This is a genomic window from Edaphobacter paludis (assembly GCF_039993895.1).
Lineage (GTDB): Bacteria > Acidobacteriota > Terriglobia > Terriglobales > Acidobacteriaceae > Edaphobacter > Edaphobacter paludis.
This window is the reverse complement of the sequence record NZ_CP121194.1, coordinates 386,102-401,541: the sequence shown is the minus strand read 5'-3', so window position 1 is coordinate 401,541 and position 15,440 is coordinate 386,102. Positions and strand designations below refer to the sequence as shown.

Sequence of the window (15,440 nt, the reverse complement as noted above, 5' to 3'; positions counted from 1 at the left end):
AAAAATAACATTCAAATTTGTTTAATAAGACCGGGCAGGAAGGAATTCCAGCACAACCCGGAGTGCAGTCTGATAGCGCTAACAATATAAACCGCAAAAGTCGGTTTTGGGGGAAATATTTTCAGACGCACGGGTGCAAGTGGATCTATATCAAGAGGTATGACAAATGAGGCCACACACACGACTCATAGTCCGCGATGAAAACCTGTCACTATTATTCAGACGTAAACGTCGAGGCTGGCAGCTCGGCGCGGTTGTAGAGATTTGCAGCCGTGACGTTTTCCCATCCATAACGCACATATTCCGGGTTCTTTACCGCGCTACTTGTCACCTCAACGGACGAGCCTTGAATCACCGCCGCAGCGGGGACAAACTGCTTGTCTGCCCCGGCAATCTCGAACCCGGTTAGCGGGCCGCCCTTACTTCGCAATCCGGCAGCGTGGTCGAACCACACGCGTATCCCTGAGCCATCTCGCGTGGCCTGGCGGAACAATGGACCCGAGTAATCCACAGCTTCTCCATAGACGAGACCCCGCGCCGCCACCGCCAGTCGCGCGCCTACCGTCTGCTTGTCCGGCGGATGCACGTTATCGGGAGTACCTACGTCAAGCGAGACTGCCATCGCTGTATTGCTCACCGCCAATGTGCGTCTTTGCTGGTCGCGAACGATTCCCCACAACTCGCCGGGCGAATTGTAGCTCGAGATCTGGACGAAAAGAAACGGAAAGTTCCCCTCGTGCCAATGGCTGCGCCAGTCACCGATCATCGTCGAAAAAGATTTCGCATAGATCGGCCCGGTCGCCGGCGCGCTGTCAGACTCGCCCTGATACCAGATCACGCCTTTGATGGAATACGGTGTCATCGGAGAAATCATCCCGTTGAACAATGCCGCAGGCACCCACGAGGTCTCATCCGGGTGCCAGGGATGCTTTGGCAATGCGTGATGGGCACCCAACGCCGCCGCATCCTCCCGCTTCTCCGCAGCCTCCACTCTTGGAACGCTACTCTGTTCATCAGCGAAGCGCGCCCGCGTTGCAAAGAGCGGCATTAAGGAGGCATCCGCACCAATCCCATCCAGGCTGATCCACGACGCCACCGGCGTCCCGCCCCATGTTGCATCGATCAGGCCAATCGGAACATGCTCCTTCTGGCTAATCTCCCTGCCAAAGAAGTAAGCGACGGCGGAGAAATTCGCCGCCGTCTCCGGGGTGCACAGCGTCCACGTACCATCGACATCCTCCACCGGGATATCCGAGCTCTTATGCTCGATTCGCAAGAGCCTCACCTGCGGCACGGTGGCCTGAGCGATCTCCTGTGCGCCGTTCTTCAGCACAGTATTTCCCCCAAAACCTTTCAGGGGAAACTCCATATTCGACTGGCCCGATGCCACCCACACGTCGCCTACAAGGATGTCCGAAAAAGTGACTGCGGAGTCCACACCGCCTGAACTGCCCTGCGCTGTCAGCGTATACGGTCCACCTGCCTGCTCCGGCATCAGCCACAAGCTCCACTCGCCCTCCGCATTCGCCTCCGCAGACCGTGTCTGCGCATGAAACCGGACCGTAACCTTCTCCTCCGGCTGCGACCATCCCCATATATGGATGGGAGCCTCGCGCTGTAGCACGGTATGGTCGCTGAAGAGGTGCGGTAGACGAATCTCCGCGGCCGCGCTCGTCGCGAAGGGAAGAAGAAAAAGTACACCAGCCCCAATAAATCTCAGCCTCTGAGTCAGCATCAGGTCGATCCTTTTTTGTTTCGCAACGAAACAATGGGTCTCATCAACATCCCGATGACGATACCATTCCTCTGCCGCCGTCTTCCATGCGAGCGCCTTCGCTAGGCACTCAGGCTTCCATCAGTTCGTCTTCGATCGTCAGAGGACGATGTTCCAACCCATTCCCGCCCTTGTCGCCCATCGCGTGACGAACGAAGGCCAGTCCGATAAGTCCCAGCGCCAGCACGCTCACCCCATTCCACTTCCAATGCACCCATGCCAGCGTCGCCAGCGCCGACCCGACCGCTGCGCCGGTGAAATAGACCGTCATATATACGGTATTCAATCGACTCCGCGCCGACGCATCCAGCCCAAAGATCCGGGTCTGATTTGCCACCTGGGTCATCTGCGCGCCCATATCCAGCACCACTACACCAACCACCAGCGCCATCATATGCAGCGTCGTCGAAATCCGCGCACTCTCCTCGCCCCAGAGGAGCAGGTACGAAACCGCCAGCAGCGACATCCCCACTGAAACCACCCACCGCGAGCCATGCTTGTCCGACATCCGTCCTGCAATCGGAGCGACCATCGCACCTGCCGCGCCCACGATGCCAAACGTTCCGGCAATCCCAGCCCCCATCCCGTAGTGGCTGTACAGGAGAAATGCAAGCGTCGTCCAAAAGCAACTGAACGAAGCAAACACCAGCGCTCCCAGCTCACTCGACTCTCGCAGCAATGGTTGTGTCCGATACAGCGTCCACAGCGACTTCATCGCATCCCTATACCTCAGCTTCTGCTTCGGCGGCAGCTTCGGCATCACCCGCCACAATAGAGGCACAAACGCCGCATTCATCACCGCCGCAATAACAAACACATAACGCCACCCAGTAACGTTGCTGACCCAACCGGCGAACGTCCGCGCCAGCAGGATGCCCAGCAGAAGCCCGGTCATCACAATGCCGATCGCACGCCCCCGCTGCTCATCCGATACCAGGTCCGGGGCAATCGGTAATACCACGTGCGTCACCGAAGCAAACATCCCAATCAAAACGCTGCCGGCAATCAGCCAGCTCAAACTCGGCGCCAACGCGACCAGCACCAGCGCCACCGCAACCGCAGCAAACATCCGCATCATCAGTGCGCGCCGCTCCAGCAGATCGCCGAGGGGAACGAAAAACAGCAGCCCCATCGCATAGCCGACCTGCGTGGCCACCGCGACAAACCCGGTGCGCCCTGCAGTCGCCCCATAGGTGTGCCCCATCTCAAGCAACAGCGGCTGGTTGTAATACATGGTGGAAACGCCCACGGCACACGCCAGCCCAAGAAAGGGCAGCGGCGCGCGGGATGCTGCACTGGAAGTCTTTGTCATGTTTTAAGAGGCCTGACCACTAGTGTAAAACGATCGACCTCTTAAAATTGCGCTTTACGGGGAACGCAGTTAAAGCAGTAACTTCGCAATCGTGGCCAGCTGCATAAATGAGGTTCCTTCATAAATCTTCCCGATCTTTGCATCGCGATAGAGCTTCTCCACCGGATAGTCCTTAACAAATCCGGACCCGCCGAAGACCTCCACCGCCAGACTCGCCACCCGCTCCGCCACCTGCGAAGCAAAGTACTTGCACATGGCAGCCTCTTTTAAAAAGTCCGCACCTGCATCCTTTAGCCGGGCGGCGTTGTAGACCATCAAACGCGCCGCTTCGATCTCAGTCGCCATCTCCGCCAACTGAAACTGCATTGCCTGAAACTCCACCAGCGCCTTGCCAAACTGTTTCCGTTCTCTGGCCCACTGCGCCGCGTAACCCCATGCCCCGGTTGCCAGCCCCAGCATCTGCGCGCCGATGCCAATCCGCCCCTCATTCAGTGTCTCGATGGCGATCTTGTAGCCCCGGCCAACCTCGCCGAGCACCTGATTCGCAGGCACAACACAATCCCGAAAGACCAGCTCACACGTGCTCGATGCCCGAATCCCAAGCTTGTCTTCCTTCTTGCCGAGCGTGAATCCGGCCGCGCCTTTCTCCACTACAAACGCCGTAATCCCCTTATATCCAGCCACAGGATCGACCGTTGCGAAGACGATAAACAGCCCCGCTTCCTTAGCGTTCGTAATCCACAGCTTCTGCCCGTTAAGCACATAGTCATCCCCACGCCGTACGGCCCGAGTCTGCAATGCAAACGCGTCCGACCCCGAGCCTGCCTCGCTCAACGCATAAGCCCCCACCGTGTCCGCCGCCAGCCGGGGAAGCCACTGACGCTTCTGTTCCTCCGTCGCCCACCGGACCAGCGCATTTACGCAAAGCGTATTCTGCACATCGACCAGCACCCCAACCGCTGGGTCAACAGCCGAAAGCTCCTCCACCGCGAGGATCGCCTCAAAAAAACTCCCACCCGCCCCGCCATACTCTTCGGGAACAGCAATCCCCATCAACCCCAGCCCAAACAGTTGCCGAACGATTCCCGCATCCATCTGCTGGGCCTCATCCATCACTCGCACCAGAGGCCTGATCTGCTCTATGGCAAACCGCCGCACGGTGTCGCGAAACATGCGCTCATCTTCGTCCAACTGCGTCAGCGGAGCTGCACCCCTACACTGCTCACCCATTCATTCACCTCGTTAAAGAGGTTACGCCCACCCAAATGTGCGTTGGCTCGAAGAACCCCACCACGTTACGACTCTACCCAGCCACCTTCACCAACCGGCCACCCCGGCTCACAATCGACAACTTCTCCGCATTCAGGATCTTCCGCGCCTGATCCTTTGCATGGCTCGACCAAGGCCCCGTGGGGTCCAGTCGTACATACATTAACCAGTGCCGCAGTGCCCGCCGCCGCTGCCCCTGCCGCTCATAGGCAAGCGCCAGATTGTAGTGCGCATCCGCATATTGTGGGACCAGCGCAACAGCCTTCTGATAAGCCGCGGTCGCCCCTTCCAACTGCTGCATCTCGTCCAGCACGTTGCCCAGATCGAAGAACGCCAGCGCATAATCGGGGTCGGCCAGCGTCGCCCGCCGGTAAAGACCTTCCGCCGCCTCATACTCCCGCAGATTGTAATGAATCGTTCCCAGATTAATGAGCGCCGGAGCATGTTCCGGCCGAATCGCCAGGATCTCTTCGTAGATCTCCATCGCTGCCGGAATCGTCGTCGGGTTCTCTTCGAGCTTCACCGCCCGGAGAAACATCTCCTGCACCTCAGCAGCTTGCCGGCCCGGATCGTGCCCCCCCGCCCGTACTACGCTCAACTGCCGTCCAGTGGTCGTCGCAAAATCGAAGGCAAGCTGCTGGGTCAGTGGATCGACCAGCGCGCCTCCATACCGAAACGCCAGCCGCGACCCACGTCTTACCGCGCTGGCCTCCATTAACGGATTGCGCATGCCGCCCACGCGCTGCATCGCATCCACCGAAGCGCGTATGCTCTTGGCCGAGATGCGCGTCGTAGCCTGCAGATCGCGCAGCGTCCGCAGCCTGCCCAGCTCTTCAAAACTGTAATGTTCAGTGGGAGAAATCAGTCCCGCTCGCTCCCACGCCACCAATTGGCGAGCATGCAAGTGCAGGATTCGTAAAACGTCTTGACGGCAGTATCGGGTCACGTCAGTGTCTCTGTTGTCCCGTCCGAAAGTTCGATCCAGCAAAACTCTTGTTGCAGTATGCCGTCCAAACCCGCACCAATCAAGCTTCTTTCTTCCTGGTCCACTAAATAACAGTGGATATCGCGTACCAAATCGGGTTCCGAGGCCATGAACGGCCCGATCCCCCCAAACCATAGGTCTCCTTGTCCGGATTTTAGGACGTGGGAAAAATAGTGCAGGTTTCTATCTCGACCTCATTACGACAGCATGAAGCGATACATCCAGTCCCCTCCAGCCCACTGCGGGTAGTTCGTGCCCCACGCATTGTTGAAAAGATTTACATGCACGCCCTGCCGCAGGTCGGGCAGTTCCCTGCTGAAGTTCAGCGGCGACCTCGATCCCAGCGCCACCACCGGCGCATCGAGCGTCGTGATCGTCAGCCGGTCCTTGCCGTCGGCGCAGGTAAACTTCGACGTTACTGCGTGCATCCTACGGCCGCCGCCTCGCACCACATCGCCGGGCAGTACCTCCTGGTTCACCTTCTCAAAGCTCCACTTCGGCTCGACCACCGTCTCGGGCATGAACGTAAGCCACATTGACTCCGGCATACGGTTCGGGGCCTTGGCCATTGCATAAAACGTAAGCTGCATCACAGGCTCGGCATTAGGAAAGACCAGCTCCAGATACATCGATGCCGGCCACGCCACCAGCCCGCGCTGCTCCGCCGCCGCATCGTCCACGGCAAGTTCCGCCAACACGCGATGATGCTCTGGATGTTCCGCCGTCCACATTCGCTTGAGCACAGGATGCCACTCGCGCGACTCAGCCTGAAAACGCTCAATATTCGGCTTGCCAAAGTCCTGCGGCGCCCACCACTCCTTGCTCCGCACATACGTTGCAAGAAACGCAGTGTAATCCGTCTGCGAAAGCGTCTGATAGGTGAACAGTGCCAGTGGATTCTTCTTCGACGCCCATGACCGCCCCGTCCGCTTGTTCACCAGCCTCTGAATGCATCCCGTCTCCGGGTCGAGCATCAGGTCAAAGTGCTTCGTGTGAATCTCCCTCTTCGCATCCTGCGCCTGCATTGCAGAGTGGTCTGGCGCTTTCACACGCAGTGTCTCCAGCCGCTTCTTCGCCTCGTCTTGCAGCCCCTCCGGCAAATTTGCAATGCCCGCATCGATGTCGTCGCGCTTCTCCTGCCAGCTCCGCTCCATCGTCTGGTAGCCCGGCGTATGGATGTACGCCGCCAGCTCCTTCGGCGAGTAATGATCGTGGTCGATGTACCGCTTGGTGTCCGTGCCCCAGGTATGCTCAACCGCCAGCGCCAGCCGCCGCAGCAGTTGACGATCGGTCGCGTCCCCCACATTCATCCGTTTGCCCGCAAGCCACTCGCCGCGTAGCCGTGCCATCTCACGATACCGCGCGATCTTCGGCGGATCGCTCGGCGCTCCGTAGATCCAGGTGTCGCCAATCTCTTCCGTCACGACTGGCAGGTTCGCGCGCGTCGCTTCCATCTCGGTCGCAACGTCGCTCAGACTGCCCGCAACGATCTTCGCATTGGGAAATTGCCGCCGCAGCCCAGCGTATATTCCATCGATCTCCTTCATCGTGTGCGGCCCCGAGTTGTCGCTCCGCACCTGCACCGACACCGCCAGATCTGAATTCGGCACCCGCACGATGCTCCCGTAATCGTGCTTGTGATAGAGCACCGCAATCTCTGAACCCTGCGGCTCCCTCCACAGGAAGACATCTGGAACCTCCGGCGGCGTGCTCGCTGGATTCACTCCAATGTCCAGCAGCCGGACCCCACCCGCCGCCAGAGGAGCGACGATCCCCCGCGAATGACACGGGACATCCGTCATCTTGCCTGCGATCGTTTTGTGTCCGAACCGTTGATCGAGTGTCGTCGAAAGTCCTAGGCAGCCCTCGATCATCGAGCGGTCGAGCATCTCCGTCTGCCAACTGAACGGCAGCGAATGCCATGCAACGTCTCCCTGAGCGACGGCCTGTTCCATACGCCGCCGCTCGTCGCTGCTCGCCTGTTCCAGATACTCGTAGAGCAACCACGATCCGGTCGTCCACACATACCGGTCCTGCCCTGCCTGCCTTCGTTGCGCCGCGATCGCCATCGCCTGCGGATAGTACTGTTTGAAATACTTCTGCATCACGTTCGCCTGCGTATCCGTGAAGCCGATATCGAGATGACACTTGAATACCGCCACTACCCGCTTCACGTCCTCCTGAACGGCTGGCTCTGGCGTACCCTGCTGCGCTATAGCAGCCCTCTGCCATGGTGAAAGCGCGGCTGAAGCCGCAGCCGTCAATGCTGCGGACCTGAGAAACTCTCGACGCTTCATTACCCCTCCATATTTTGTGTGCTCATCAAATCATCTTCTTGCCGAAGCGGGAGCAGGGATCAAGCGTGATCGGCGCGCAGAGTCACAAGGTCCCAACCCGCCACCGTTACCTCGCCGTCGATGCGCTTCACTCGTTGCTCGCTCAAATCACTCAGCCAAAGCTGCGGCTGTTGCGGCGCGGCCCACGTCAACTTCGCCTGCCTTTCTTCGCCTGATGCCCCTAACAGCCGGATGACGGTGCTCTCGCCATCCTCGCTGGTCTTGAGCGCCAGCGCGAGCACATCCTCCGGCTCGATCCGCAACAATGCGGGCTTCACCGCGGCAGCACTCGCCACCGTCGTCACCAGCGGCTGTGACAAGCCAATTGCAAAACGACCCGCAGCCGCCGCGTCGTATCCCGCGTGAGGCCGCAGCGCATAGCGAAACTCCACCACGCCCTCCTGATACGCGCGATAGTTCGTGCCCCAGTGGTTATTCATCGCCCACGAGTAAAACGTTTGCGTGGGCGCAATGTATTTGCGCCACAACTTCGGGTCGCGCTGCGATCCCAGCATATTCGCCGAAATCTCACCTACCTCCACCAGCGGAGCATCCAGTGTCACCCAGGTCACGCCATGCTCGGCATTCGACACGTCGATCCAACGCCCCACTGGCAACCAGTTCCTGCACGCTCCGGGAAGCTGATCGATCTCAGGGCGCATCACCCCCAGCGGAATGTCCATCCGCATGGCCCCATCGCGCACCGCAAATGGAAACGCGAACTGTACGCTCTCCTTGGCCTCGCGCTGCGCAAAGTCATCGCCGGGGCCGCCCTTGCCGGGATGAGGATTCAATGGAGCTCGCTTCTTGTCGACAATATTTGTGAGCTCGACGTGATCCTCCCCGGCGACAAGTCGAACCCTGCGCACCAGGCTCTTGCATCCCGGCGCAGCCGACTCGATCCGCACCGAGGCCACCAATGGCCCCGCCTCTTCGACATGGATCGTTGCCGTCCCGCTCTGCTGCACCTTGGTCACATCGCTTCCTTCGAGGAAGAGATACTCATTGGCCGCCTGTCCCTGGCTGCTATCGACCAGATTCTCAGCCCTCCCATGCTGCGATAGCTCGACCAGATTTCCGCTTGCCGGATCGAGCTTCACTCGAACGATCCCGTTATCGAGTACGCCGTCTTGGAACATCGCATGTTTCGCCGGAGCCAATGCCTTCGCGCCCGAGAGACGAAAACGCGCACTCCCAAACGCCGGAACATCATGTGCCAAAAACGCCAGCTCGCCCGTAGACAACCGCTGAGACGGCACCGAAGCACCACGTTCAGTCTTCACATGGTCGCCTGCGGCGGACATCGCAGCCGAGAGCACTACCAGCTCACTCCGCGGCCACGAAGTCGAATTATGCACATCGATCACCGAGGCATCCGTACCAGCTCCCGCTGCCTGCAGGGTCTCAGCGAGCAACGCCTTCGACATACTCTCCGCATCCACCGCGAACTGCCGTTTCACATCCCACTGCTTCTTGGTAAAGTCGCTCTCCGAGTCCGAGACACTGCACCACGCTCCCCACGTGTGCTCGGAGTACAGCAGGATGTTCCGCCACGCCTCATTCACCTTGGCCGTGCTCAGGGCGGTCGGCGAAAACATCGCTCCCAGCGCCTCAGCCTGCGTCAGCCTGTCCGCCGCCACGCGATTCAGCTTCGTCTCCAGTGCCGACGACCCCGCGCCATCCTCCCAATACGGGGTCAAGTCTCCATGCATCTCCGGAATCTCCGTTCCATGCCGCTTCTCGAATGCGGAGAACGCCTCGCTCGTTGAAGAGATGTGAAACTTGGGCCACTCGTATTCTTCGTTCCATCCTTTAATAAACTCGCTCAACTCAGGATCGGGCACCGCATTATCTCCGTGACCCGACCAGCGAATATACGAGATGTCATACTTGAATCCCGCTGTATCCAGACGGTCCTGATACTTACCCACAAACTCGGGACTCAGCTTCATCACGTGCGACATCGCATATCCCGTCCACGGAATCCATACCAGCACCTTCTCTTTGCCCGAAGGCGACACCGCCCAGAACGGCTTGTCCTGCCACTCCGCCATCAGGCTGCCAATACGGTCGAAGAAATTCGGCGCGGCTGAGAAGTACCGTATCCCCGCCTGCGCCATCGCGGTCACCGTGCCCCACGTATATCCCGGCACATCGCTGATCATCGCCGAGTCCACACGTACGCCGCAGGTCTTCCCCAGCTCCGTCCCATAGCGGAACAGTTGCATCAACTCCTCTGGCCGACACAACCCCGTCAACTCATTCGCATACATCCCGTTGATGGCCACCCAGCCATTTTTCACCGCTGCGATTAATGCATCCTTCTCCGCCTGTGACCGTCGTCGCATATACAGGTCCGCACCCCACAGCACTTCGAGGTTCCACACAAACCGCGACCCCTCGGGATAGCTTGCCGTCTTCCTGGCCATTTCCATGCCCAGCGTGATGTTCTGCATCTGCTTCTCTTCCACATTCGCCTGAAGATCCGTGTATCCAAGATCATGGTGCGAGTGCGGCAGCACGTAGATCAGCACCTTGCGGACTGGTTGCAGCTTGACCGACGCCGAACTGCCGCTTTCCCCCACCTTCACGACGATCGAGCCATCGCGTGCCTCCGTCACCGGTGCAATCAGCACATTAAATGTGTTCTGTCCTGAGGTCAGCGCCCTCCTGTCGATCTCCGCGCCATCGAGCGTCGTCACCGCGGCAGCGTCCCCACCGGAATGCCGTATGGAGATCTGGATTGGCTGCATCAGCTTGCCATTCTTCCTCACCAATCCGCGAATTGGAAGCGCCAGTGGCGGCGGAGCCTGCGCCTTGTCCTCTCCAAAAGCAAACGCTGACAAGGCAGGTGTCGTACACAACGCGCCACCGGCCACAATCGAAAGACCCTTCAATACATCCCTTCGCTTCATCCTGAGATACTCCCCGCTTCGTTTTTTTGCAAACCTCTCAAGTAACACAAGATACAGGATAAGGAGCGGCAATCCATGGCGCCCGAATCAGCTGAATTTCTTGAGTACGACATCGTCAGCAAAGTCTCGCTACAAGACGGACGAAGGGTGGATGGATGGAAGCTTTCTCCTGTCGCCAGTACAAGTGGAGTCGATTGCGATGGGGGCAAACACAGCTATGTGCAGCTTCTTTCCTTTCCCTGGCGAAGATTTTCCACTCCAGCCCAACTTGCATATAGTGGTTGGGCCGGGGCGATACAGTATTCCCCGCCTGGCAGGGAGAAAATGGCTTGAATCGACGCAAACTTCTCACCTCCGCGGTACAAGCTGGAATAGCTGGCGCATTTCGGCCTGCCAGCTCCCTCGCACAAGCCACCGATAGCAAAACCTCCGCAACGAGCCAACTCCCTTCGACGCCGACCGGGTTGATCGGAGACGCAGCAACCGCGGCCTACTTCAGCCCGGAGCGTCTTCATCAGGTACTAGGAACGAAGGAACTGAGCGCGCCGCGTGATGTCACCGTCATCGCCTTCAACTTCCCTAGTTGGCACCCGTCGCCCTATATGGAAGAGCACTTCGGCAAGGGATGGACAGAGTTCGATACGCTGCGCAACTCCCGCGCCCTCTTTCCCGGTCACACGATGCCGCATTTTCCTCTGTGGGGCTATTACGATGAGTCGGATCCAGCATGGGCCGCGAGAGAGATCGATCTCGCCTCTACCTATGGCGTCGACGCATGGATGATTGACTGGTACTGGCACGATGGACTGCAGTTTTATCAGGAGCAGCTGGAACGTGGACTCCTGAAGGCTCCTAATCGCGACAAGCTGAAGTTCGCCATTATGTGGGCCAATCACGACTGGAAAAATGTCTACCCCGCGCGTTCTCCGGACGATGCCGCCATCCTTACTCCTCAGCGACATTCGATTCAAGATTTTGAGCGGGTGTGCAACTACTGCGCCGAGCACTATTTCAGCCAGTCGAACTATCTCACCTTCAATGGGGCTCCGGTGTTCGGAATCTTCGATGCCGGCAAGGTGGTCGAGCAATTAGGCGAAGATGGCCTGCGACGGTCGCTGGCCGTGGTGCGCGAACGCGCGCACAAACTGGGCTTCCCCAAGCTTCATCTCCAGGTTTGTAACGGTTTCAGTAAATATCAGGGCCGTCTGCATGATCTTGGCTTCGACAGCGCTGTGCAGTACGGCACCTTCGGCTGGACCTATGGTTCCAAGCCTCCCGGATCACGCATTCCCTACGGAACCGGAGCCGCGGAGGCAGTCGCATCCTGGCCGGAGCTGCGAAAGGAATCCCAGGTTCCGTTTCATCCCACCTGCTCGGTCGGATGGGACGACAGCCCGCGCTTCGGTGAGTTCTCCTGCGTTGCGACGAATCGCAGTCCCGATCAGTTCGAACGGCTGGTCCGTGCTGCAAGGCATTTTGTCGCTTCCAGTCCACACCAGAAGCTGATCTATCTCAACGCATGGAACGAATGGACCGAGGACGGCGTGTTGCTTCCCGATACGTACTGGGGCTACAGCTATCTCGAAGCACTGCGCCGCGCTGTTAAGGACTAGGTCACGCAATGTGAGTTCGGGTCTCTGGTCAAACTCAGCCCTGGAGAAAGCGTAAAGTCGCCTTTGCCGTTGCCAAGCAGGACATCGAAAGTGGCCCCTTCATCATCGTCGTACACCACTGCCAGGTCCGGAATTCCGTCTCCATTAAAGTCCGCTGCGGCGAGGTGTGGGGAAGTGCCCGGCATTCGCAAAGGAACGGACCATTCTTTCCGGAATAGACCTTTGCCAGCGCCAAGAAACACGGTCACCGAACTCGCGCGCCAGTCAGTGACGGCCACGTCCAGGATGCCATCGTGGTTGAAGTCAGCAACGACAATCGACACGACCGAGCTGAGGTGGGCGATATCACCGGCAGCAACCAGATTGCCTGTGCCATCTCCAGCAAACAGCATCAGTTCACCGTCATCGTCTCCTACGATCACGTCTGGAAATCCGTCCTGGTTAAAATCACCGGCAACGATATACCGGGGGGCGTGTCCCAGCACTGTTCGAGAGAACACCTGCTTGTAGGTGCCATCTGCCTGGCCCAGCGATACCGTCAGCAAAGCTGGCCCGGACTCATCTCCCGCAGGCAATACAGCCCGCGCAATATCGGCGGTACCGTCGCGGTTAAAGTCAGCCATCACCAGCAGATGTGACGCTTGATCCGGTGTATCGTCGGAATCGGATGCCGCGGCGCTGGTCGAAGGGCTGGCCGCCGATGCGACTGTGGGCAAAGTACCAGGCCCGGCTGCCCATGTGGGGATTGGAGAAAATACAGCAACCGCAAGGGCGGTTACAAGAAGGCAGGTCGTCGGGTTCGGTCGGATGCGGCTCCGGATCATCGAGTTCCTTCCTGAAGAAAGACTAACTCGCGGACCGGAACACTGTCACCTCTCCGCGTCAAGCTTTATGGAGGCTCTTGGACGGGTTCCGTAAGCCCAATACGTGAAAATCTTTAAGCTTGCCCTTGAGCACATAAACCAGCTTGTTATTGCCATTCGGATCGGTGGGCATTAAAAAGAACCCGTCCTGGAGGACAAAATCGGAGTTATTGCTAACAATCCCTTCGATCATCTCGCTGTCATGGAAGTACACCCGTACCCAAAGCCCGTCCAGCACAGGAGCGTGCCCATGAAAATGCAGTGCACGGTGTTTGAGATCCCCTTCAAACGTCTTGACGAAAAAAACCGCCTTGGCGTCCTTGGTGGGCACCTCCTGGACTACCTGAGAGTCCAATAAACGCAAACGAATGGACTCCAAAGGAGACTCCTGCGTACCATGCAGAAGCTCCTCAACCGACCCCAGATCAGTTATATCCGCGAACCCACGCACCGCACGATCTTCATATCGGACGACGATCCTATGTATATTGCCCGCTTCACCATCTTCAAGGTGTGCCACTAAGCTTGACTCCGCGGCGAGAGATCGTATTGCTTGATCTTGTAGAGCAACGCCTTATAACTGATTTGAAGATCGCTTGCCGCAGCCTTCCGGTTCCATCCCGTGCCCTCGAGTACCCGTGCAATCGCTGTTGCTTCTGCATCGCCCTTTAACCCTCGGACAAGCGCCTTGAGCCCTGCACTGCCAGGCGTCTCCGCAACCGGACTGGAAGTGCTTTGAGTGCCGTTTGAGGGAGAAAGCTCTTCCAGAATGGCCCGTTCGTCTCCCAGGACGAGATAGCGGTTCACGACATTTTCCAACTCGCGCAAGTTACCCGGCCAGACGTGCTCAGTCAGGGCGTTCATCAGCTTCGGGGAAAATGAGAGCTCGTCACGGCCATATCGCTTCGCTCCCTTTCGCATAAAGTACTCAGCAAGTACAGGAATCTCCTCCCGGCGTTCGCGCAGCGGCGGAATATTCAACGTGAAGCCATTCAAGCGATAGTACAAATCCTCGCGAAACGTCTTCTGTGCCATTGCTTCTTTCATGTTGATATTCGTTGCCGCAATTACGCGCACATCAACCTTCATGGGAGCACGACTACCCAGACGCGAAAAAGTTCCGTCCTGCAGGACCTGCAATAACTTGGCTTGCAGGATGGCCGGCATCTCTCCGATTTCATCCAGAAAAATTGTTCCTCCGGTGCAGACCTCAAACTTGCCGGGCTTGGTCTTGATTGCACCAGTAAACGCCCCTTGCTCATAACCGAACAGTTCGCTTTCGAGAAGCTCGGCAGGAACCGCCGCACAATTGACCTTCAAAAAAATATGCTGGCTGCGGGCCGACATCATATGCGTGTACAACGCAAGTATCTCTTTACCCGTGCCGCTTTCCCCCAGAATGAGCAGAGGGATATCTGCCCGGGCGACAAGCGCTGCCTGGGACTCCAGATCGCGCATACGTTTGCTGGAGCGGACAAAGGAATGCGTCTCATTGAGAGGAATTTCGCGAGGCGTGTCCGCGGACGTCTTCTTGTCCGCAGAGGCAAGATGCTCTTCGATGGTTGCTTCCACATCGCAGCCAACGAACGGCTTCATCACGATAGCGCGGACTCCGAGCCTGATGACCGTTTCAATGTCACGCAACTCAGACGAGCCCGAAAGCACAATCACAGGAAGATGCGGCTTTGTGCAACGAACCTGGGTCAGGAGGGGAATGGGATCACGATTGCTATGCAATGCGAGCAACAAAAGATCAGGATCGTCGTGCTGATCGAGTCGGTCGAGCAGGGTCTGTTCTTCAGAGAACAGGTTAAGCGCGTATTTCCCTCTGAGAGTTGATCGGAGATAGTCAAGAACCGCCAGGTCTGGCTCCAGGATAAGAATCTGGGCCCGCGATTTCGCAATGGACTTCGAGGCAGAGACCGGATAAGACAGCGAAGCTGACATACAAAAACCTCTTTTCGCCGTTTTGGGTCAACGGACCCAAAACTTGCGATACTCGAGAACTCAAGCCTTCACTATTTGAGTCCAAACTGGGCCTTCGATCTATTCGTCCAAGCAGGCCCTCAGGAACACTGGAAACTTAGATGAAGGAATTTTAGATCGTGCTAAAAGGACTGCCAAAGAAAAAAATGTTAACAAGTTTGCCGAGAAAAGGGATAAAGGTTTTCCCTTTCCCCTTCCCGGACAGGTCTAGCTTACTATGCAACGATCGTTGCAGCAGATAAGAAAATACCATTTTTTTGCAGATTACTTTGGTAAACATTTTCCCTGTGACTGTAGAAAGGTTGATAAATACAGGATTACAGACTCGCTTCGACCGTAATATTTTTCGCGGCTCTCCCTTTGAAGCCAAAAACGAATTCAGCTCTC

10 protein-coding genes are annotated in these 15,440 nt (G+C 57.8%); 1 reads left to right on the top strand and 9 read right to left on the bottom strand.

Annotated elements, in window-relative coordinates:
• Positions 1-214 precede the first annotated feature (214 nt).
• The 6 genes from P4G45_RS01315 to P4G45_RS01290 form a co-directional block, all read right to left on the bottom strand.
• Positions 215-1,735: a sialate O-acetylesterase gene (locus tag P4G45_RS01315; RefSeq protein WP_348267897.1), complete on the bottom strand. Its 1,521-nt coding sequence runs from the start codon at positions 1,733-1,735 to the stop codon at positions 215-217.
• 109 nt (positions 1,736-1,844) lie between these two features.
• Positions 1,845-3,086, bottom strand: a complete 1,242-nt coding sequence (locus P4G45_RS01310; RefSeq protein ID WP_348267896.1) for an MFS transporter — start codon at positions 3,084-3,086, stop codon at positions 1,845-1,847.
• A 69-nt stretch (positions 3,087-3,155) separates the two neighbouring features.
• Positions 3,156-4,316 (bottom strand): acyl-CoA dehydrogenase, encoded by a 1,161-nt coding sequence (locus P4G45_RS01305; RefSeq protein ID WP_348267895.1) that lies wholly within the window; start codon positions 4,314-4,316, stop codon positions 3,156-3,158.
• Positions 4,317-4,389: 73 nt separating this feature from the next.
• Positions 4,390-5,301: a tetratricopeptide repeat protein gene (locus tag P4G45_RS01300; protein ID WP_348267894.1), complete on the bottom strand. Its 912-nt coding sequence runs from the start codon at positions 5,299-5,301 to the stop codon at positions 4,390-4,392.
• A 236-nt stretch (positions 5,302-5,537) separates the two neighbouring features.
• A complete protein-coding gene (locus P4G45_RS01295) occupies positions 5,538-7,637 on the bottom strand; it encodes a DUF5054 domain-containing protein (protein WP_348267893.1) in 2,100 nt (699 codons plus the stop codon).
• A 59-nt stretch (positions 7,638-7,696) separates the two neighbouring features.
• Positions 7,697-10,591: a glycoside hydrolase family 38 C-terminal domain-containing protein gene (locus P4G45_RS01290; protein ID WP_348267892.1), complete on the bottom strand. Its 2,895-nt coding sequence runs from the start codon at positions 10,589-10,591 to the stop codon at positions 7,697-7,699.
• A 329-nt stretch (positions 10,592-10,920) separates the two neighbouring features.
• Between P4G45_RS01290 and P4G45_RS01285 the strand changes: the two genes are divergently transcribed.
• Complete coding sequence (locus P4G45_RS01285; RefSeq protein WP_348267891.1) at positions 10,921-12,204, top strand: glycoside hydrolase family 99-like domain-containing protein; 1,284 nt, start codon at positions 10,921-10,923, stop codon at positions 12,202-12,204.
• On the opposite strand, the gene P4G45_RS01280 is transcribed toward P4G45_RS01285, so the two are convergent.
• From P4G45_RS01280 to P4G45_RS01270, 3 genes are read right to left on the bottom strand one after another with little or no spacing between them, the layout of a single operon-like run.
• Positions 12,201-13,028 carry a VCBS repeat-containing protein gene (locus tag P4G45_RS01280; RefSeq protein WP_348267890.1) on the bottom strand — a complete coding sequence of 276 codons (828 nt, stop codon included), beginning with the start codon at positions 13,026-13,028 and terminating at the stop codon, positions 12,201-12,203. The two genes, P4G45_RS01285 and P4G45_RS01280, sit on opposite strands and share 4 nt — an antisense overlap.
• 58 nt (positions 13,029-13,086) lie before the next feature.
• On the bottom strand, positions 13,087-13,587 hold the full coding sequence (locus P4G45_RS01275) for a hypothetical protein (protein WP_348267889.1): 501 nt from the start codon (positions 13,585-13,587) through the stop codon (positions 13,087-13,089).
• Positions 13,587-15,014: a sigma-54 dependent transcriptional regulator gene (locus P4G45_RS01270; protein ID WP_348267888.1), complete on the bottom strand. Its 1,428-nt coding sequence runs from the start codon at positions 15,012-15,014 to the stop codon at positions 13,587-13,589. Before P4G45_RS01270 ends, P4G45_RS01275 begins: the two co-directional genes overlap by 1 nt.
• Positions 15,015-15,440 lie beyond the last annotated feature (426 nt).